At 62.8% G+C, this 18,337-nt stretch carries 17 protein-coding genes and 1 pseudogene; 14 read left to right on the forward strand and 4 right to left on the reverse strand.

What is annotated here, in order from left to right; all coding sequences use genetic code 11:
• The first annotated feature begins 241 nt into the window (after positions 1-241).
• Entirely contained in the window at positions 242-547 is a 306-nt protein-coding gene (locus NKJ26_RS11260) for a hypothetical protein (protein ID WP_352600488.1), read from the forward strand.
• A gap of 25 nt (positions 548-572) precedes the next feature.
• Here the strand turns inward: NKJ26_RS11260 and NKJ26_RS11265 are convergent, their stop codons facing one another.
• A complete protein-coding gene (locus NKJ26_RS11265; protein WP_352695305.1) occupies positions 573-1,232 on the reverse strand; it encodes a GntR family transcriptional regulator in 660 nt (219 codons plus the stop codon).
• 103 nt (positions 1,233-1,335) lie between these two features.
• Between NKJ26_RS11265 and NKJ26_RS11270 the strand changes: the two genes are divergently transcribed.
• The 13 genes and pseudogenes from NKJ26_RS11270 to NKJ26_RS11330 all read left to right on the forward strand — a co-directional run bounded on the left by NKJ26_RS11270 (position 1,336) and on the right by NKJ26_RS11330 (position 16,030).
• Positions 1,336-2,229, forward strand: coding sequence for a dihydrodipicolinate synthase family protein (locus tag NKJ26_RS11270; RefSeq protein WP_352695306.1), 894 nt, complete (start codon positions 1,336-1,338; stop codon positions 2,227-2,229).
• Between the two features lie 27 nt (positions 2,230-2,256).
• On the forward strand, positions 2,257-3,576 hold the full coding sequence (locus NKJ26_RS11275) for an NAD(P)/FAD-dependent oxidoreductase (protein WP_352695307.1): 1,320 nt from the start codon (positions 2,257-2,259) through the stop codon (positions 3,574-3,576).
• A gap of 16 nt (positions 3,577-3,592) precedes the next feature.
• Positions 3,593-4,594: a 4-hydroxyproline epimerase gene (locus tag NKJ26_RS11280; RefSeq protein WP_352695308.1), complete on the forward strand. Its 1,002-nt coding sequence runs from the start codon at positions 3,593-3,595 to the stop codon at positions 4,592-4,594.
• Positions 4,595-4,929: 335 nt separating this feature from the next.
• On the forward strand, positions 4,930-5,832 hold the full coding sequence (locus NKJ26_RS11285) for a branched-chain amino acid ABC transporter permease (RefSeq protein ID WP_352600478.1): 903 nt from the start codon (positions 4,930-4,932) through the stop codon (positions 5,830-5,832).
• Positions 5,833-5,921: 89 nt separating this feature from the next.
• Positions 5,922-7,433, forward strand: a pseudogene (gene livM, locus NKJ26_RS11290) (high-affinity branched-chain amino acid ABC transporter permease LivM); the annotation flags it as partial.
• Entirely contained in the window at positions 7,433-8,725 is a 1,293-nt protein-coding gene (locus tag NKJ26_RS11295) for an ABC transporter ATP-binding protein (protein ID WP_352695310.1), read from the forward strand. The pseudogene livM and the gene NKJ26_RS11295, both read left to right, overlap by 1 nt.
• Complete coding sequence (locus NKJ26_RS11300) at positions 8,725-9,453, forward strand: ABC transporter ATP-binding protein (protein WP_352695311.1); 729 nt, start codon at positions 8,725-8,727, stop codon at positions 9,451-9,453. Before NKJ26_RS11295 ends, NKJ26_RS11300 begins: the two co-directional genes overlap by 1 nt.
• 17 nt (positions 9,454-9,470) lie before the next feature.
• Positions 9,471-9,818, forward strand: a complete 348-nt coding sequence (locus NKJ26_RS11305; RefSeq protein ID WP_027027315.1) for a DUF6867 family protein — start codon at positions 9,471-9,473, stop codon at positions 9,816-9,818.
• Positions 9,819-9,955: 137 nt separating this feature from the next.
• A complete protein-coding gene (locus tag NKJ26_RS11310) occupies positions 9,956-11,074 on the forward strand; it encodes a branched-chain amino acid ABC transporter substrate-binding protein (RefSeq protein WP_352695312.1) in 1,119 nt (372 codons plus the stop codon).
• Between the two features lie 275 nt (positions 11,075-11,349).
• Positions 11,350-14,808 carry a pyruvate carboxylase gene (pyc, locus tag NKJ26_RS11315; protein WP_352695313.1) on the forward strand — a complete coding sequence of 1,153 codons (3,459 nt, stop codon included), beginning with the start codon at positions 11,350-11,352 and terminating at the stop codon, positions 14,806-14,808.
• Between the two features lie 163 nt (positions 14,809-14,971).
• Complete coding sequence (locus tag NKJ26_RS11320; RefSeq protein ID WP_352695314.1) at positions 14,972-15,232, forward strand: DUF2312 domain-containing protein; 261 nt, start codon at positions 14,972-14,974, stop codon at positions 15,230-15,232.
• A gap of 50 nt (positions 15,233-15,282) precedes the next feature.
• The gene (locus NKJ26_RS11325; RefSeq protein ID WP_352600464.1) at positions 15,283-15,723 is read left to right on the forward strand and encodes a hypothetical protein; all 441 of its coding nucleotides are present in this window, start codon (positions 15,283-15,285) and stop codon (positions 15,721-15,723) included.
• A 7-nt stretch (positions 15,724-15,730) separates the two neighbouring features.
• Positions 15,731-16,030 carry a hypothetical protein gene (locus tag NKJ26_RS11330; protein WP_352695315.1) on the forward strand — a complete coding sequence of 100 codons (300 nt, stop codon included), beginning with the start codon at positions 15,731-15,733 and terminating at the stop codon, positions 16,028-16,030.
• Between the two features lie 73 nt (positions 16,031-16,103).
• On the opposite strand, the gene msrB is transcribed toward NKJ26_RS11330, so the two are convergent.
• The 3 genes from msrB to NKJ26_RS11345 form a co-directional block, all read right to left on the reverse strand.
• Positions 16,104-16,508 carry a peptide-methionine (R)-S-oxide reductase MsrB gene (gene msrB / locus NKJ26_RS11335; RefSeq protein WP_352695316.1) on the reverse strand — a complete coding sequence of 135 codons (405 nt, stop codon included), beginning with the start codon at positions 16,506-16,508 and terminating at the stop codon, positions 16,104-16,106.
• A 222-nt stretch (positions 16,509-16,730) separates the two neighbouring features.
• The gene (locus NKJ26_RS11340; RefSeq protein ID WP_352695317.1) at positions 16,731-17,921 is read right to left on the reverse strand and encodes a vWA domain-containing protein; all 1,191 of its coding nucleotides are present in this window, start codon (positions 17,919-17,921) and stop codon (positions 16,731-16,733) included.
• 6 nt (positions 17,922-17,927) lie between these two features.
• Positions 17,928-18,332: a type II toxin-antitoxin system HicB family antitoxin gene (locus NKJ26_RS11345; RefSeq protein ID WP_352695318.1), complete on the reverse strand. Its 405-nt coding sequence runs from the start codon at positions 18,330-18,332 to the stop codon at positions 17,928-17,930.
• Between the last annotated feature and the right edge of the window lie 5 nt (positions 18,333-18,337).

An 18,337-nucleotide genomic window follows, 5' to 3' on the forward strand; every position in this document is an offset into this window, starting at 1 on the left:
ACGGTTTTCTTCGTCTGCGCGTCCTTGCCTTCGACGGTGGACCGCCGGCATTCACATAGAGGGCCTGGGCCGCACCCCGGGCCTTTCTGCGTTCCGGCCTGCGGCGTTCATCCGCAAACTCGCTAATGTGATGGAACCAAGCGGGTATCATCGTTCTTAGGCTATATCCCTGCATAGCTTGCAGGCCAATCAACAGCGCCGGTGACAGCCGGGGTTCTCGTCTGGCGCAAGGAGGTGTCAGATGACACGACATCTTGTGGCGACAATGTTCCTAGCATCGCTTGCGATATCGGGCGGCGCAGTGCCGGCGAATGCGGCCGGGCAATGCGCCCCGCGCGCCGATCTGATCAAGGCGCTTGGCGAGAAGTTCCACGAAAGCCAAGCCGGGCGCGGCCTGATCAATCCTAATGTGGTCCTCGAGGTCTTTGTTTCCGAACAGGGCAGCTGGACGGTTCTGGCGTCCGACACAAAGGGCCAGAGTTGCATTTTGTCCATAGGCGAAGGCTGGGACAGCCCAACGATTACCGCAGCCCTTCCCGGCGCCTGAACCGGGTTGAGCGATTTGGTTTGCTCTACCGCGTTGCCGCCGTCTCGGCATGGCCGCGCAACAAAGCCATCAGCCGCTTGGCGTCCTTGGCGGCGGCTTCCTCGTCGCCGTCGAGAATCGAGCGGATCAACGCGACATGATGCTCTGCCGATTCGGCGAGACCTGTGTCGGCCTTGTAGCGGAACCAGAAGCGGCGGCTGTGGGTCTGCAGCGGGGCCGCCAGCCGCGCCGCGAACGGATTGTCGGCGGCCAACGCCAAGGCGTCGTCGAGTGCCTTGTCGGCCTGGATAAAGGCAAGCACATCGCCCGAGATGACCGCCTTCTGCATCGCAAGCGCCGCCTCGTGGAACAGGTCGGCGGCCTCGCGAGTGACGAAGCGGGCGGCTGACCGGGCAAGCACAACCTCGACGCCGCGCCGGGCGTCGAGCACGCGCAGCCAGTCGCCGGGATGGAGCGGAGCGATCGCGATGCCGGCGCGCGGCCGCACGTCCAGCAGCCCTTCCCAGGCCAGCCGCTGGATCGCCTCGCGCACCGGCGTGCGGCCGAGCGCCAGCTTCTCGATCAACGCGCCCTCGGTGACGAAGCTCGCCGGTGCCAGTTCGAGCGTGACGATCATGTGCTCGAGCACGCGATAGGCTTTTGCCGTAGCCGGCTCGAACGCAATGTTTGCTTCCCTGGATATCAAAGGCAGATCTCCTGATATATTTCGGATATATCATAGCAGAATCCGCATTGACAGCGGGTTTCCTGATAGATATACGGCTGATATATCAGATGGAGCAACGACCATGTGGACCGGAGTTTTCCCAGCCGTCACGACCAAATTCACCACGGACGACCGCCTCGACCATGCCGAGATGGAGCGCTGCTTCGGCTTGCAGATGGAGGCCGGCTGCGACGGCATCATCGTTTGCGGATCGCTGGGCGAAGGGCCGATGCTGTCGCATGACGAGAAGATCGAAGTGCTGAAGACCGCTCAGAAGGTTGCCGGTAAGAAGCCGGTGTTGCTGACGGTCAACGAGGCGGGGACGCGCGAGGCCGCCAGCATCGCCCGCCGCGCCGCCAAGGAAGGCGCCAACGGCCTGATGGTGGTGCCGAGTCCAATCTATCACACCAATGCTGAAGAGACGGTCGCGGCCCTACGCGCCGTTGCCGAAGCCGGCGACCTGCCTGTCATGATCTATTCCAACCGGCTCGCCTACCGCGTCGACGTTACCGTCGACCAAATGGAGGAACTGGCGTCGGACAAGCGCTTCGTCGCCATCAAGGAATCCTCCGACGACATCAGGCGCTCGACCGAGATCATCAATCGCCTGGGCAGCCGCTACGACCTGTTCACCGGCGTCGACAACCTGGCCTTCGAGGCGCTGTCGGTCGGTGCCATCGGCTGGGTGGCCGGCCTGGTCACCGCCTTCCCGCGCGAGACGGTCGCCATCTACCAGCTGATGAAGCAGGGCCGCCGCGAGGAGGCGCTCGCCATCTATCGCTGGTTCCGGCCGCTGCTCGACCTCGACGTCTCGACCTATCTGGTGCAGAACATCAAGCTTGCCGAAGTGTTCGCCATTCAGACCAACGACCGCGTGCGCATGCCGCGCCAACCGCTGTCGGGCGAGCGCCGCAAGGCGGTCGAAAAGATCGTCAAGGACGCGCTCGCGGTGCGGCCGACACTGCCGCAATTCTGAGGCTTTCTTCCGAGAGGCAGCGCCCACGTGACAGGAAGTTCCAAATCGTCGCAAGCGGGGCGCCGCCCCTCATCCGCCCTTCGGGCACCTTCTCCCCGTGAACGGGGAGAAGGAATAGATATCGCCATCGTCGGCGGCGGCATCATCGGCATCTGCGCGGCGGCGTTTCTTGCCGAGGCAGGGCGAAACGTCACGGTCTACGACCGCACCGGCATCTGCGAGGAGACGAGTTCCGGCAATGCCGCCGCCTTCGCCTTTTCCGACGTGCTGCCGATGGCGCACAAGGGCATGATCCGGCAGTTGCCGAAATGGCTGGCCGATCCGCTCGGTCCGCTCAGCATCCCGCCGGCCTATCTGCCGAAACTCCTGCCCTGGCTGATCCGCTTCTGGCGCGCCGGTGCGCCGGAAAAATTCGAGGCGAGCCTGGCCGCCCAGGCCAGCATGATGAAGCTTGCCGAAGCGGAGTGGATGGCTCTGCTCGACCGCTCCGGCACCAGGCCGATGCTGCGCGAGGACGGCTCGCTCGAACTCTATGAGAGCGAAGCCGAGTTTCGCGCCTCGCTGCCGGGCTGGGCGGCGCGCGAGCGTTTCGGCATCGGCTTCCGCCATGTCGAGGGCGGGGACCTTGCCGCCCTGCAAGCGGGACTGTCGCCGCGCTTCATCAGGGGCACGTTCGTACCGGGATGGAAGACGATCGCCGATCCGAAACTGCTGGGCAAAGCGGTGTGGGCCTATGCCCAAGCCAAGGGCGCCCGCTTTGAAATGGCTCGGATCGACCGCGTCGCGGCGGACGAGCAAGGTGCGACGCTGACACTGGCGGATGGCAGCACAAGGCAGGCAAGGCATCTCATCGTCGCCGCCGGCGCATGGTCGCATCTCCTGGCCCGGCAGATTGGCGACCGCATTCCTCTGGAGACCGAGCGCGGCTACAACACGACATTGCCGAAGAGCGCCTTCGACGTGAAACGGATGCTGATTTTTTCCGGGCACGGCTTTGTCATCACGCCGCTTGAAACGGGCCTGCGCGTCGGCGGTGCCGTCGAACTCGGCGGTATCGAGCGACCGCCCAATTATTCCCGATCGAAGGCGCTGCTGCGGAAGGCACAGAAATTCCTGCCGGGGCTCGATCCCTCGGGCGGGCGCGAATGGATGGGGTTCCGGCCCTCGCTGCCGGATTCAGTTCCGGTCATAGGCCGCGCGTCGGAAGGCCGGCCGGTGGTCTATGCGTTCGGCCACGGTCATCTCGGCTTGACCCAGGCGGCGGCAACCGGACGGTTGATCCGGGACCTCGTCCTGGGGCAGACTCCGCCGATCGATCTGGCCCCTTTCAGCCCGCAACGGTTTTGAGTATTCGAGGAGCGTCATGGCCAAGAAATCCTTCTTCTGCATAGACGGTCACACATGTGGCAATCCAGTGCGGCTGGTGGCCGGCGGCGGGCCGCTGCTGCGGGGCTCGACCATGATGGAGCGGCGCGCGCACTTCCTCGCCGAATATGACTGGATCCGCACCGGGCTGATGTTCGAGCCGCGCGGCCATGACGTGATGTCCGGTTCGATCCTCTATCCGCCGACGCGCGACGATTGCGACATCGCCATCCTGTTCATCGAAACCTCGGGCTGCCTGCCGATGTGCGGTCATGGCACGATCGGCACGGTGACGATGGCCATCGAGCACGGACTGATCAAGCCGAAGACCCCGGGAGTGCTGAGGCTCGATACGCCGGCCGGACTGGTCGTCGCCGAGTACAAACAGGTCGGCGACTATGTCGAGGAGGTGCGCATCACCAACGTGCCGTCCTTCCTCCATGCCGAAGGGCTGACGGTCGAGTGTCCCGGGCTCGGTGAAATCACCGTCGACGTCGCCTATGGCGGCAATTTCTACGCCATCGTCGAGCCGCAGGCGAACTATCGCGACATGGCCGACTATTCCGCCGGCGACCTCATCGCCTGGAGCCCGGTGGTGCGGCAGCGGCTCAACGAGAAATATTCGTTCGTGCATCCGGAAAACCCTGGCATCAACCGGCTGTCGCACATGCTGTGGACTGGCCAGCCGACCCATGCCGAGGCGGACGCCCGCAACGCCGTCTTCTATGGCGACAAGGCGATCGACCGCTCCCCATGCGGCACCGGCACCTCGGCGCGCATGGCACAGCTCCATGCCAAGGGCAAACTCAAGGCCGGCGACGCTTTCGTGCATGAATCGATCATCGGTTCGCTGTTCAAGGGCAAGGTCGAACAGGAGGTTGCCGTGGCGGGCAAGCCGGCGATCATTCCTTCGATCGGGGGCTGGGCACGCATGACCGGATTGAACACGATCTTCATCGACGACCGCGATCCGTTCGCGCACGGATTCGTGGTCCAATAGGCAATTCATCACGCAACGGAAGGCGATGGCGCGCAAAGTGGAATGCTGTCACCAACGCAAGGAATCTTCTTATCAACTTATTTTGACGGCGATTCCTTCGAAACGCGGTGCATGATGCGTCTGAATCGCCAAAGACATTGCGTTATGCCAATGGTAGGGTCCGCGATAGTCCAGGGGTCGGGTGCAAAAAAACGGGCGATCGGAATGGCCTGCATGGGAAACACGCGTGGCAACCAAAAAATCGCATTGCAATCCGGCCTCGAAACTTTACGACTAGGGGAAATACGAAAAGGAATGCGTCTGCATGGGCGACATTCCAGGGGAGCCACGTACACATGCAGTATTTTGTCCAGCAGCTTATCAATGGGCTGACGCTGGGATCGATCTATGGGCTGATCGCGATCGGCTACACGATGGTCTACGGCATCATCGGAATGATCAATTTCGCCCATGGCGACATCTTTATGGTGGGCGCTTTCACGGCGCTGATCGTCTTCCTCATCCTCGGCGCGCTGTTCTATTCGGTGCCCGTGGTCGTCGCGCTGCTGGTCATGATGATCGTGGCGATGCTGCTCACCAGCCTTTACAATTGGACGATCGAGAAGGTGGCTTACCGGCCGCTGCGCGGTTCGTTCCGGCTGGCACCGTTGATCACCGCCATCGGCATGTCGATCGCGCTGTCGAACTTCGTCCAGGTGACACAGGGGCCGCGCAACAAGCCGATCCCGCCGATGGTCAGCCAGGTTTACAACATCAACGGCATCAGCGTGTCGCTGAAGCAGATCATCATCGTCGTGGTCACCGCTTTGCTGCTGGTGCTGTTCTGGTATCTGGTCAACAGGACCTCGCTTGGCCGCGCCCAGCGCGCCTGCGAGCAGGACCGCAAGATGGCGGCGTTGCTCGGCATCGATGTCGACCGCACCATCTCGATCACCTTCATCATGGGCGCCGCCCTTGCGGCCGTCGCCGGCACGCTGTTCCTGATGTATTACGGCGTCATCGCTTTCTCGGACGGCTTCGTGCCGGGGGTGAAGGCGTTCACGGCCGCGGTGCTTGGCGGCATCGGCTCCTTGCCGGGTGCCGTGCTCGGCGGGTTGCTCATCGGCTTCATCGAAAGCATGTGGTCGGCCTATTTCTCGATCGACTACAAGGACGTGGCGGCGTTCTCGATCCTGGCCATCGTGCTGATCTTCCTGCCTTCCGGCATATTGGGCCGGCCTGAAGTCGAAAAGGTCTGAGACCCATGGCCGTCACCGTATCTCCTGAAAGCGAGACCATCGCCAGCCCCGTTCAGCGCGCGCTACGCGAAGCCTTCTATGCCGGCGCCATCGCGCTTGGCCTGTTCGTGCTGTTCATCGGCCTCAAGACCGGTCAGAACATCTCCAATGAACTGGTCCTGACCCAGCGCTGGATGCTGCTCGCCGCAGTGGTGATCGCCACGGCCGTCGGGCGCTTTCTCTATGTCGCCTATGGCCAGCCCTTCCTGGCCAACCAGAAGATCGTCGACGTCGCCACAGGGCTTTTGCCTGCCAGCGTCGCATCTCGGTTTTTCCAGCTGCCGGCGTTCATCCTGGCCATAATCGCGGCGGCCCTGCTGTTCGGGTTCAACAGTTCTCTCGTTGGATGGATCGGGGCAGAGCCGGCCGGCTATCTGCAATTTCTACGTGCCCTGACGGTCATCTATGTGCTGGCCTGCGTGATCTACTATTTCCGCGGCTTCATCCACGCCAACTTCACCAAGCTCGGCATTGCCGCGCTGGTGCTTTACCCGATCATGGTCGTCACCGTGCTGTCGTTGATGTCCTGGTCGATCGCCGGCGGGTTGCAGGGATCTCTGAAATGGGTCGACAATTTCGGCATCCAGATCCTGATCTATGTGATGCTGGCCTGGGGCCTGAACATCGTCGTCGGGCTGGCTGGCCTGCTCGACCTCGGTTATGTCGCTTTCTACGCGGTCGGCGCCTATGCCTATGCGCTGCTCGGCACGCATTACGGCCTGTCGTTCTGGATCCTATTGCCGGCCGCCGGAGCGATGGCCGCTTTCTGGGGCGTACTGCTCGGCTTTCCGGTGCTGCGTCTGCGCGGCGACTATCTGGCGATCGTGACCCTTGCCTTCGGCGAGATTATCCGGCTGGTGATCATCAACTGGCGCGAGGTGACCAACGGCTCGGCCGGCATTTCCGGCATTCCCAAGGTCACCTTCTTCGGCCTGATGAGCTTCAACGTCTCGGATCCGAACTACATCGGCAAGGTGCTGAACATCGCGACGTCGAGCGCCTACTACAAGATCTTCCTCTACTATCTCATCCTGGCGCTGGCGATGCTCACCGCCTTCGTCACCGTCAGGTTGAGACGCATGCCGGTCGGCCGTGCCTGGGAAGCGCTGCGCGAAGACGAGATCGCCTGCCGCTCGCTCGGTATCAACACCACCACCACCAAGCTCACCGCCTTCGCCACCGGCGCCATGTTCGGTGGGTTCGCCGGATCGTTCTTCGCCGCCCGGCAAGGCTTCGTCAGCCCGGAATCCTTCGTCTTCCTGGAATCGGCCATCATCCTGGCCATCGTCGTGCTCGGCGGCATGGGTTCGCTGGTCGGCATCGCGGTTGCCGCGATGGTGATGATAGGCGGCACCGAGGCGCTGCGCGAACTCGACTTCCTCAAGCAGGTCTTCGGACCCGATTTCACGCCGGAGCTCTACCGCATGCTTCTGTTCGGCATGGCCATGGTCATCGTCATGCTGTGGAAGCCGCGCGGCTTCGTCGGCAGCCGTGAACCAACCGCCTTCCTCAAGGTGCGAAGGGCTGTCTCCAGTTCCTTCACCAAGGAGGGCCACGGCTGATGAATGCGAGCCCGTCCGTGAACGACGCCATCCTGCAGGTCGAGCACCTGTCGATGAAGTTCGGCGGCCTGGTCGCCATCGGCGATCTGTCCTTCACCGCCAAGCGCGGCGAGATCACCGCGCTGATCGGCCCCAACGGCGCCGGCAAGACCACCGTGTTCAACTGCATCACCGGTTTCTACAAGCCGTCGGAAGGCATGATTACGCTCAACCGGGCCAACGGCTCGACCTATCTGCTGGAGCGCTTGCCCAATCATGAGATACCGGCGCGCGCCAAGGTGGCGCGCACCTTCCAGAACATCCGCCTGTTCTCGGGCATGACGCTGCTGGAGAACCTGCTCGTTGCGCAACACAACAAGCTGATGAAGGCGTCTGGCTATACGGTGCTTGGCCTGTTCGGCTTCAGCGGTTACCGCAAGGCCTCCGCCGAATCGGTGGAGCTTGCCAGGCACTGGCTGGAGAAGGCCGATCTCGTCGATCGCGCCGACGATCCGGCCGGAGACCTGCCCTATGGCGCGCAGCGGCGGCTCGAGATCGCGCGCGCCATGTGCACGGGTCCGGAGCTCCTATGTCTGGATGAGCCGGCGGCCGGCCTCAATCCGAAGGAATCGGCTGCGCTCAACGAGCTGTTGATCGATATCAAGAACACGTCTGGCGCATCGATCCTGTTGATCGAACACGACATGTCGGTGGTCATGCAGATCTCCGATCATGTCGTGGTGCTGGAATACGGCCGCAAGATCTCCGACGGCAATCCGCAATCGGTGCGCACCGATCCACGCGTCATCGCCGCCTATCTCGGCGTCGACGACGAGGAAGTCGAAACCGTGCTGACCGAAGTCGGCGACGAGGACGTCATCGAACAGCTCGATACCGGGCCTGATTCGGCGCATGGTCCGGGGACATCGTCCTCGTATCTCGCCGGGCCGGTGACCGACACGGTCGGCCACAGCACCGGCGAACGCGTGACGGTGGCCAAGGGCGCGTCAAAGGCCGGTCAGGTCGACGCCAAGTCGCGCGCCGCGGCGAACAAGGCGGCCTCCGCGACCGCCTCGCCATCGGCACCCGCTCCCGCGGCGAAGGCGAAGCCTGTTCGGAAAACCGCGCCAAAGGCGGGAACCGGAACGGCGGCGAAGTCGCCCGCAGCGGCCAAACCCGCAGCCAAGGCTCCGGCAACCGCCAAAGCTCCTTCCGGGAAGGCTGCCGGAGCAGTCTCCGGGAAAACCGCCAGCAAAGCTTCCGGAAAAACCGCCGCCAAGCCTGCGACGGGCAAGCGTGGAGGGCGCAAGTGATGGCCGGGACAACGCTGCTCGATATCAAGGGTGTGCAGACCTACTACGGCAATATCCGGGCGCTTAACGGTTTCGATGTCACCGTCAAGCAAGGCGAGATCGTGGCGCTGATCGGCGCCAACGGCGCCGGCAAATCGACGCTGATGATGACTATCTTCGGCGCGCCACGCGCCCGCAACGGCACCATCACCTTCGCCGGCACCGATATCACCCAATTGCCGACGCACGAGATCGCGCGCATGCGCATCGCCCAATCGCCGGAGGGACGCCGCATCTTCCCGCGCATGACCGTGATGGAAAACCTGCAGATGGGCGCCAGTCTCGACAATCTCAAGCACTATGACGAGGACGTCGAGAAGGTGTTCGCGCTGTTCCCGAGGCTGAAGGAGCGCATCGCCCAGCGCGGCGGCACGCTGTCGGGCGGCGAGCAGCAGATGCTTTCAATCGCACGCGCGCTGATGGCGCGGCCGAAGCTGCTTCTGCTTGATGAGCCGTCGCTGGGTCTGGCGCCGCTGATCGTCAAGCAGATCTTCGACGCCATCCGCGAATTGAACCGTAGCCAGGGGCTGACGGTTTTCCTGGTCGAACAGAACGCCTTCGGCGCGCTCAAGCTCGCCAACCGCGGCTATGTCATGGTCAACGGCAATGTGACGATGAGCGGCACCGGCAAGGAACTGCTCGCCAATCCGGAAGTGCGCGCCGCCTATCTCGAAGGCGGACACCACTGAATTCAGGAGTCTTCACCATGCAAGGCATTCTCTACGAGGAACCGTCGATCTGGCAGTTCTTCTTCGTCACCTGCCTGCTGGGCGGCTGGGCGGCATGGATGACGGGCAAGGCCAGCGCCCAGACATGGCGCAGCTTCATCCAGCTGTTCGCCTATCTGCTGGTTCTCGGCATCGGCATCCGCTTCATCCATCACGCGCTGTTCGGCGGCACGATGTTTTCGCTGCACTACTATATCGTCGACACCATCGTGCTGATGATACTGGGCTTCGTCGGCTATCAATACACACGAACCAACCAGATGGTCACACAGTATAATTGGCTCTACGAAAGAGCTTCAATCTTGAGCTGGAAACCGAAAGGTTGACGTTCATCATTAACGCCGCTTCGAAATTGAATCGGCGTGACAAGTGCCTGAAAATCGGCAAACTATGCTTTCTGCGATAAGGGTGGGCATCGCATGAAAGCTTCATCCACGCCCACTCCGTTAATGGGAGCGTTTACATGAAAAAGTCACTTTTGTCCGCCGTCGCCCTGACCGCGCTGGTCGCGTTCGGCGGCAACGCGTGGGCTGACGTATTGATCGGCGTTGCCGGTCCGATCACCGGTCCGAACGCCGCCTTCGGCGCTCAGCTGCAGAAGGGCGCCGAACAGGCCGTCGCCGATCTCAATGCCAAGGGCGGCATCAACGGCGAGCAGATCAAGCTCGAAGTCGGCGACGACGTGTCGGATCCGAAGCAGGGCATCTCGGTCGCCAACAAGTTCGTCGGCGACGGCGTCAAGTTCGTGGTCGGCCACTTCAACTCGGGCGTCTCGATCCCGGCCTCGGAAGTCTATGCCGAAAACGGCATCGTCGAGATCACGCCGGCCGCGACCAACCCGCAGTTCACCGAGCGCGGCCTGTGGAACGTGTTCCGCACCTGCGGACGCGATGACCAGCAGGGTAGCATTGCCGGCGCTTATCTCGCCGCGAACTTCAAGGACGCCAAGATCGCCGTCATTCACGACAAGACCACCTACGGCCAGGGCCTTGCCGACGAAACCAAGAAGGCCATGAACGCCAAAGGCCTGACGGAAGTCATGTATGAAGGCGTCAACGTCGGCGACAAGGACTTCTCGGCGCTGATCGCCAAGATGAAGGAAGCCGGCGTTTCCATCATCTACTGGGGCGGCTTGCACACCGAAGCCGGCCTGATCATCCGCCAGGCGGCCGACCAGGGCCTCAAGGCAACGCTGGTCTCCGGCGACGGCATCGTGTCGAACGAACTGGCTTCGATCGCGGGCGACGCGGTCGCGGGCACGCTCAACACGTTCGGCCCGGACCCGCGCCTGATCCCGACCAACAAGGAACTGGTCGAGAAGTTCCGCGCGCAGGGCTTCGAGCCGGAAGCCTACACGCTGTACTCCTACGCCGCCATGCAGGCGATCGCGGAAGCCGCGACCATCGCCAAGTCGAACGACCCGCAGGCAGTCGCCAAGGCGCTGCATGAAAACGGCCCGTTCAAGACCGTGCTCGGCGACCTCTCCTACGACGCCAAGGGCGACCCGACGCTGCCCGGCTACGTCATGTACGAGTGGAAGAAGGGCGACGACGGCAAGTACACCTACATCCAGAAGATGTAAGCCTGTCCTCCTCGAAGCTTACGAAAATGCCCGGCGCCTCGCGCCGGGCATTTTCTTTGGTCGCAGAGGCGTGCAGACATTGCGCTCGCTTCTCGGTGGTTCTTTAGCCGGGAAAGAGGGGCACTCGACCGGGCATTCAGGCATCTGCCAACCCGGCATCAGCAAAGAATCGATTTAAATCGGTTTAAATCAGCGCCGATTTTGTTTGCACTGCAGCATTTTCACGCTAATCATGACGCCGATTTCTCTTCTCTTCCGCTGCTGGAGCCCCATCCTTGGCCATTACGAAGATCCTCGTCGCCAACCGGTCTGAAATCGCCATCCGCGTCTTTCGCGCGGCCAACGAACTCGGCCTCAAAACCGTGGCGATCTGGGCCGAAGAGGACAAATATTCCCTTCACCGCTTCAAGGCGGACGAGAGTTATCAAGTCGGACGCGGCCCGCACTTGACCAGGGATATGGGCCCGATCGAAAGCTACCTGTCGATCGAGGAGGTGATCCGCGTCGCCAGGCTTTCGGGCGCCGATGCCATCCACCCGGGTTACGGCCTGTTGTCGGAAAGCCCTGAATTCGCCGAAGCCTGCGCGCAAGCGGGCATCACCTTCATCGGCCCCAGGCCCGATACGATGCGCCGGCTCGGCAACAAGGTCGCCGCGCGCAATCTGGCGATCGAGGTCGGCGTACCGGTGATCCCAGCCACAGATCCGCTGCCCGACGACATGGACGCGGTCAAGGACCTGGCCAAAGGGATCGGCTATCCCGTGATGCTGAAGGCGTCATGGGGCGGCGGCGGACGCGGCATGCGTGCCATCCGTTCCGAGGCCGATCTCGCCCGTGAGGTCACGGAAGGCAAGCGCGAGGCGAAAGCCGCCTTCGGCAAGGACGAAGTCTATCTCGAAAAGCTGATCGAGCGCGCGCGCCATGTCGAGGTGCAGGTGCTGGGCGACACGCATGGCAATGTCGTGCATCTGTTCGAGCGCGACTGCTCGATCCAGCGCCGCAACCAGAAGGTCGTCGAGCGGGCGCCGGCTCCCTATCTCGGCGAGGATTTGCGCCAGGAGCTTTGCGGTTACGCGCTGAAGATCGCGCGAGAGACCAGCTATGTCGGTGCCGGCACGGTCGAGTTCCTGCAGGATGCCGATACGGGCAAATTCTATTTCATCGAGGTCAATCCGCGCATCCAGGTCGAGCATACCGTCACCGAACAGGTGACCGGCATCGACATCGTCAAGGCGCAAATCCATATCCTCGACGGCTTCGCCATCGGTACGCCGGATTCGGGCGTGCCGGCGCAGAAGGACATCAGGCTGAACGGCCACGCCTTGCAGTGCCGCATCACCACGGAAGATCCCGAGCATAACTTCATCCCGGACTATGGCCGCATCACCGCCTATCGCGGGGCGACGGGCTTCGGCATCCGCCTCGATGGCGGCACCGCCTATTCCGGCGCGGTCATTACTCGCTTTTACGATCCGCTGCTGGAGAAGGTGACGGCGTGGGCGCCGACGCCGGCCGAGACGATCGCGCGCATGAACCGGGCGCTGCGCGAATTCCGCATCCGTGGCGTGGCGACCAACCTTACCTTCCTCGAAGCGATCATCAACCACCCGAGCTTCGCCGACAATTCCTACACGACCCGGTTCATCGACACGACGCCGGAGCTGTTCCAGCAGGTCAAGCGGCAGGACCGCGCGACCAAGCTCATCAATTATCTGGCCGATGTGTCGGTCAACGGTCATCCCGAAACACGCGGCCGGCCGCAGCCGAAGGCCGACGCGGCCGCCCCCATCGTGCCTTACCTCAACGGCAATGTGCCTGATGGCAGCAAGCAGAAGCTCGACGTGCTTGGGCCGGAGAAATTCGCCGCCTGGATGCGCGACCGCAAAGAGGTGCTGGTCACCGACACGACGATGCGCGATGGCCACCAGTCGCTGCTGGCGACGCGCGTGCGCACGCATGATATTGCCGGCATCGCCGGCACCTATGCGCGTGCCTTGCCGCAGCTTCTGTCACTGGAATGCTGGGGCGGCGCCACTTTCGACGTCGCCATGCGCTTCCTCACCGAGGATCCCTGGGAGCGGCTGTCGCTGGTGCGCGAGGCAGCGCCCAATTTGCTGCTGCAGATGCTTTTGCGCGGCGCCAACGGCGTCGGCTACACCAACTATCCCGACAATGTCGTGCAGCACTTCGTCCGCCAGGCGGCTAACGGGGGGATCGACCTGTTCCGGGTGTTCGACTGCCTGAACTGGGTGGAGAACATGCGCGTCGCCATGGACGCGGTCGGCGCCGAAGGCAAGTTGATCGAGGCGGCGATCTGCTACACCGGCGACATTCTCGATCCGGCCAGGGCGAAGTACGACCTGAAATACTATGTCGGCCTGGCCGGGGAATTGCAGGCCGCCGGCGCCCATATCATCGCCGTCAAGGACATGGCCGGCCTATTGAAGCCTTCCGCCGCGCGCGTGCTGTTCAAGGCGCTGCGCGAGGCGACCGACCTGCCGATCCATTTTCACACCCATGATACGTCGGGTCTTTCGGCGGCGACGGTGCTGGCGGCGGTGGAGAGCGGCGTCGACGCCATCGACGCGGCGATGGACGCATTCTCCGGCAACACGTCGCAGCCATGCCTGGGCTCGATCGTCGAGGCGCTGAAGGGCACCGACCGCGATCCGGGCCTGGATCCGCAATGGATCCGGAAAATCTCGTTTTACTGGGAAGCGGTACGCAACCAGTACGCTGCTTTCGAAAGCGACCTCAAGGGACCGGCTTCGGAAGTCTATCTGCACGAAATGCCGGGCGGACAGTTCACCAACCTCAAGGAGCAGGCGCGTTCGCTTGGGCTGGAGACACGCTGGCACGAAGTGGCGCAGACCTATCACGACGTCAACCTGATGTTCGGCGACATCGTCAAGGTGACGCCGTCGTCCAAGGTGGTCGGCGACATGGCGCTGATGATGGTGAGCCAGGATTTGACTGTTGCCGATGTCGAGAACCCGGCTAGGGACATCGCCTTCCCGGATTCGGTCGTCTCGATGCTGCGCGGCGACCTCGGCCAGTCGCCGGGCGGTTGGCCGGCGCCGCTGCAGAAGAAGGCGCTGAAGGGCGACAAGCCAATCACCGTGCGGCCGGGTTCGCTTTTGAAGACAGCGGACCTCAAGGCCAGCCGCAAGGAGATCGAACAGAAGCTCGAGCGCAAGATCAGTGAATACGAATTCGCTTCGTGGCTGATGTATCCGAAGGTCTTCGCCGATTTCGCGGCCGCGCAGGAGACCTACGGCCCGGTCAGCGTGCTGCCGACGCCGACCTATTTCTACGGCATGAAGCCGGAAGACGAGATTTTCGTCGACATCGAGAAGGGCAAGACGCTGGTTGTGCGTTGTCTTGCGATCGGCGATGTCGACGAGAAGGGCATGGTCACCGTGTTCTTCGAACTCAACGGCCAGCCGCGCCGCGTGAAGGTGCCGGACCGTGCGCACGGTGCGTCGGCTGCCAAGGCCCGCCGCAAGGCCGAGCCGGGCAACGAGGCGCATGTCGGTGCGCCGATGCCGGGCGTCGTCTCGGCGCTTTCGGTCGCCGCCGGCCAGGCCGTGAAGGCCGGTGACGTGCTGCTCTCCATCGAGGCGATGAAGATGGAAACGGCGCTGCATGCCGAGCGCGACGGCACGGTCGCCGAGGTGCTGGTCAAGGCCGGCGACCAGATCGACGCCAAGGACCTGCTGATCACTTTTGGGTAAACAAGGCTGTTGGCCGCGAGGAGCTGTCGGCGTTTGGCGGCAGCCCTTCATGTCGCGTCGATAACGGCTTGACCCACCGCCCCCGGTCGGGCATCGAACCGCTGAATTCGCCGCCGCTCGCTTCCCCGAGTCGCGGCGCAGCACCGATCTTTTGGAGAAAAACATGGCCGACGATATCACCGAGACCAGCCAGACTGTTGCCGCCGGCCAGCTGCGTGCCTTCATCGAGCGCATTGAGCGGCTTGAGGAAGAGAAGAAGACCATCGCCGACGACATCAAGGAAGTGTTCGCCGAGGCCAAGGGCACCGGCTTCGACACCAAGGCGATGCGCACGATCATCAGGCTGCGCAAGAAGGACCAGGCCGAGCGGCAGGAGGAGGAAACCATCCTCGACCTCTACAAGGCCGCTCTCGGCATGGTGTAACACTAACCGGCCCGGCGTCCGATACGGTTGCCGGAGATACGGTTTGAACCATGAGCGAATTCGACTTCGGCGCCCGCCGCGCTTCTGAATTCCGCCATCGCGCCTTCTGGACGCTATTCGACGAACGGCATCCGGAGGAAAGGGCTCGGCTGGCGAGGCGCGGACCCTGGTTCTGGCAACGCGGGTTGCCCAACTTCGCATTGGTCCTTTCCATGTACGTGGCGCCGGCGCAGAACCATGTCGGCGTCTTTTTCGGCCGCAACGAGAAGTTCGGTGCCACGCAAGCCTGGTCGCGGTTGAAACCGTTCCAACCGGCGATCGAAGACTGGTTGAAGCTCAGGCCGGAACAGAGTTGCGAGGACCTCGGCATCAATTCCATGTGGCGGGTGAACTGCTTTGCCGAGGACAATTGGCCGGCTATGGCCGATTGGCTGGTGACCGAATGCTCGCGTGTCGAGCGTGCCGTTGCCGAAGTCCTGGGGCAGGAGTAGGTCGCCGGTGCGTGCGGACTTCTTCCGCTCGCGCTGGCTTGGCCGGGTGCCGCTGGACCGGCTGTTCTGGCGCGACATGGTGCTCGCAGGCACCGTGATAAACCTTGCGTCCTCGGTGGCCGCGCTCATCCTGCTCGGGCTCAAGCTGCCGCTTGCGCTGGTTCTGGCGGTGCATTTCGCGCCGGTGCCCTACAATATCTTCCTGACCATTTGCGTCTGGCGAACGGTTGAGACATCGGGCGGTGCCAAGGCCTCGCTAATAATGCTGGGCTCCGCGCTCTGGCTGATCGCCACGGCGGTGGTCTGAAGAGAGCGTCACCCGCCGCATACGAAAAAAGGGCGGCCAAAGCCGCCCTTCGTGCGATACAATGCCATGCCGTTCAGGCGGCCGGCTCGAATTTCAAAGCCACGCCGTTGATGCAGTAGCGCAGGCCGGTCGGCGGTGGGCCATCCTCGAAGACATGGCCGAGATGGCTGCCGCAGCGGGCGCAATGGCACTCGGTGCGGACCATGCCGTAGCTGCGGTCGACCGTGTTCTCGACCGAACCGGGTACCGGATCGTTGAAGCTCGGCCAGCCGGTACCGCTCTCGTACTTCAGCTTGGATTCGAACAATGGCTGGTCGCAGCCGACGCAGGAAAAGGTGCCGGCGCGCTTTTCGTAGAGCAGGGCGCAGCTTCCCGGCCGCTCGGTGCCATGGCCGCGCATGACGGCATATTGCTCCGGCGTCAGCCGGGCGCGCCATTCGGCGTCTGTGCGAGTGACGGGATAGGCGTGGGTGTCCATTTGATCTCCTCAGCCTTGGCGGCTCGTTGTTGGTTGCAATCTCTATTCGCAACAAGATAGGCGTTTGTTACGGGTTCGCCCAGTGCCGGCATTCCCGAGCCGAATTCGCCGCATTGGCCTTCTTTCAAGCGCCTGCGCCGCCCCTCACCCCCGGCATCCTCTCCCCGCAAACGGGGCGAGGGACGCTGATCTCTGAAGCGATAATCCCGCACCTCTCTAAAACTAATGCTTCCTTGAAAGCTCTCTCGTCGCGGCTTCCAGCCCGGCCAACGTCAGGGGGAACATGCGGCCGCCGAAGATATCGCGAATCATCGCGATCGAATGGGTAAAGCCCCAGTTCTTTTCGCTCTCGGGATTGAGCCATACGGCATTCGGCCATTGCCGCAGCAGGCGGCCGAGCCAGACGGCGCCGGCCTCGGGATTCCAGTGTTCCACTGACCCACCCGGATGCGCGATCTCGTAAGGACTCATCGAGGCGTCGCCGACGACGATCACCTTGTAGTCGGGACCGTATTTGCGAATGAGGTCGAAGGTTGGGATCGTCTCGGCGTGGCGACGGCGATTGTCCTTCCACACGCCCTCGTAGAGGCAGTTGTGGAAATAGAAATACTCGAGCTGGCGGAATTCGGCGCGGGCGGCCGAAAACAGCTCCTCGACGCTCTTGATGTGGTCGTCCATCGAGCCGCCGACATCGAAGAACATCAGGAGCTTCACCGCGTTGCGGCGTTCGGGCCGCGTCCGGACGTCGAGATAGCCGTGCTCGGCGGTGGCGTGAATGGTGCCGGGCAGGTCGAACTCCTCCTCGGCGCCCTCCCGCACCCAGCGGCGCAAACGCTTCAGCGCGATCTTAATATTGCGGGTGCCGAGTTCGACGGCATCGTCGAAATTCCTGAACTCGCGCTTGTCCCAGACCTTCACCGCACGACGGTTTCGGCTTTCATGCTGGCCGACACGCACGCCTTCGGGATTGTAGCCATAGGCGCCGAAGGGCGAGGTGCCGCCGGTGCCGATCCATTTCGAACCGCCCTGGTGGCGGCCTTTTTGCTCTTCCAGCCGCTGCTTCAGCGTTTCCATCAGTCTGTCGAAACCGCCGAGCGCCTCGACCAGCTTTTTCTCCTCATCGGTCAGGTGCTTTTCGGCCAGTCGGCGCAGCCACTCCTCCGGGATGTTCGCAACGTCCACCGCATCCGGCCCGCCCAGCGCTTCGATACCCCTGAAGACATGCGCAAAGACCTGGTCGAAGCTGTCGATATGGCGCTCGTCCTTCACCAGTGCGGTGCGGGCGAGATAGTAAAAACCCTCGACGTCATAGTCGACCAATCCGGCCTCCAGCCCCTCCAGCAGCGACAGATATTCCCGGAGCGAGACGGGAACACGTGCTGCCTTGAGTTCGAGGAAGAAGGGGATGAACATGACCGCCTATCGGTGGCCTTCGATCTTCTCTCGTGCGGCGCTCGCGATAAAGGCGGAACGCGTCAGGCCGCGCCGACCTGCCTCTTCATCGATCGCCGCCAACAGGCCAGCATCGAGCGACAGATTGGCCCGAACAGGGCGTCCGGAGTCGATCAGTACCGGAATCATCACGGCGGATTCACCAGAGGCGCTGTCGATTACCCCCTGTTTGAGTAGCTCAGCAACCGTACTCGATCTTGGCAATGGCAAGTGTTTCGCCAAGCGTGCTTCTGTCCATTCGCGCACAGCGGAGGTCGCATCGGCAATGGCCGCTTCGGGGCTTGCGCCGCCTCCGTGACAACCGGGGACGTCAGGGACCCGTACGCCCCAGACATCCTCTATGCCATCGAGAATTCCGACATAGTGCGTCATGCGGT

The organism is Mesorhizobium sp. M0152 (genome assembly GCF_040322415.1).
GTDB lineage: Bacteria > Pseudomonadota > Alphaproteobacteria > Rhizobiales > Rhizobiaceae > Mesorhizobium.

Bases quoted from the DNA above. Each gene is read 5' to 3' on its own strand.
- NKJ26_RS11260 (WP_352600488.1), top strand. From the start codon at position 242: ATGACACGACATCTTGTGGCGACAATGTTCCTAGCATCGCTTGCGATA.
- NKJ26_RS11270 (WP_352695306.1), top strand. From the start codon at position 1,336: ATGTGGACCGGAGTTTTCCCAGCCGTCACGACCAAATTCACCACGGAC.
- NKJ26_RS11280 (WP_352695308.1), top strand. From the start codon at position 3,593: ATGGCCAAGAAATCCTTCTTCTGCATAGACGGTCACACATGTGGCAAT.
- NKJ26_RS11285 (WP_352600478.1), top strand. From the start codon at position 4,930: ATGCAGTATTTTGTCCAGCAGCTTATCAATGGGCTGACGCTGGGATCG.
- NKJ26_RS11295 (WP_352695310.1), top strand. From the start codon at position 7,433: ATGAATGCGAGCCCGTCCGTGAACGACGCCATCCTGCAGGTCGAGCAC.
- NKJ26_RS11300 (WP_352695311.1), top strand. From the start codon at position 8,725: ATGGCCGGGACAACGCTGCTCGATATCAAGGGTGTGCAGACCTACTAC.
- NKJ26_RS11305 (WP_027027315.1), top strand. From the start codon at position 9,471: ATGCAAGGCATTCTCTACGAGGAACCGTCGATCTGGCAGTTCTTCTTC.
- NKJ26_RS11310 (WP_352695312.1), top strand. From the start codon at position 9,956: ATGAAAAAGTCACTTTTGTCCGCCGTCGCCCTGACCGCGCTGGTCGCG.
- NKJ26_RS11320 (WP_352695314.1), top strand. From the start codon at position 14,972: ATGGCCGACGATATCACCGAGACCAGCCAGACTGTTGCCGCCGGCCAG.
- NKJ26_RS11325 (WP_352600464.1), top strand. From the start codon at position 15,283: ATGAGCGAATTCGACTTCGGCGCCCGCCGCGCTTCTGAATTCCGCCAT.
- msrB (WP_352695316.1), bottom strand. From the start codon at position 16,508: ATGGACACCCACGCCTATCCCGTCACTCGCACAGACGCCGAATGGCGC.
- NKJ26_RS11340 (WP_352695317.1), bottom strand. From the start codon at position 17,921: ATGTTCATCCCCTTCTTCCTCGAACTCAAGGCAGCACGTGTTCCCGTC.
- NKJ26_RS11345 (WP_352695318.1), bottom strand. From the start codon at position 18,332: ATGACGCACTATGTCGGAATTCTCGATGGCATAGAGGATGTCTGGGGC.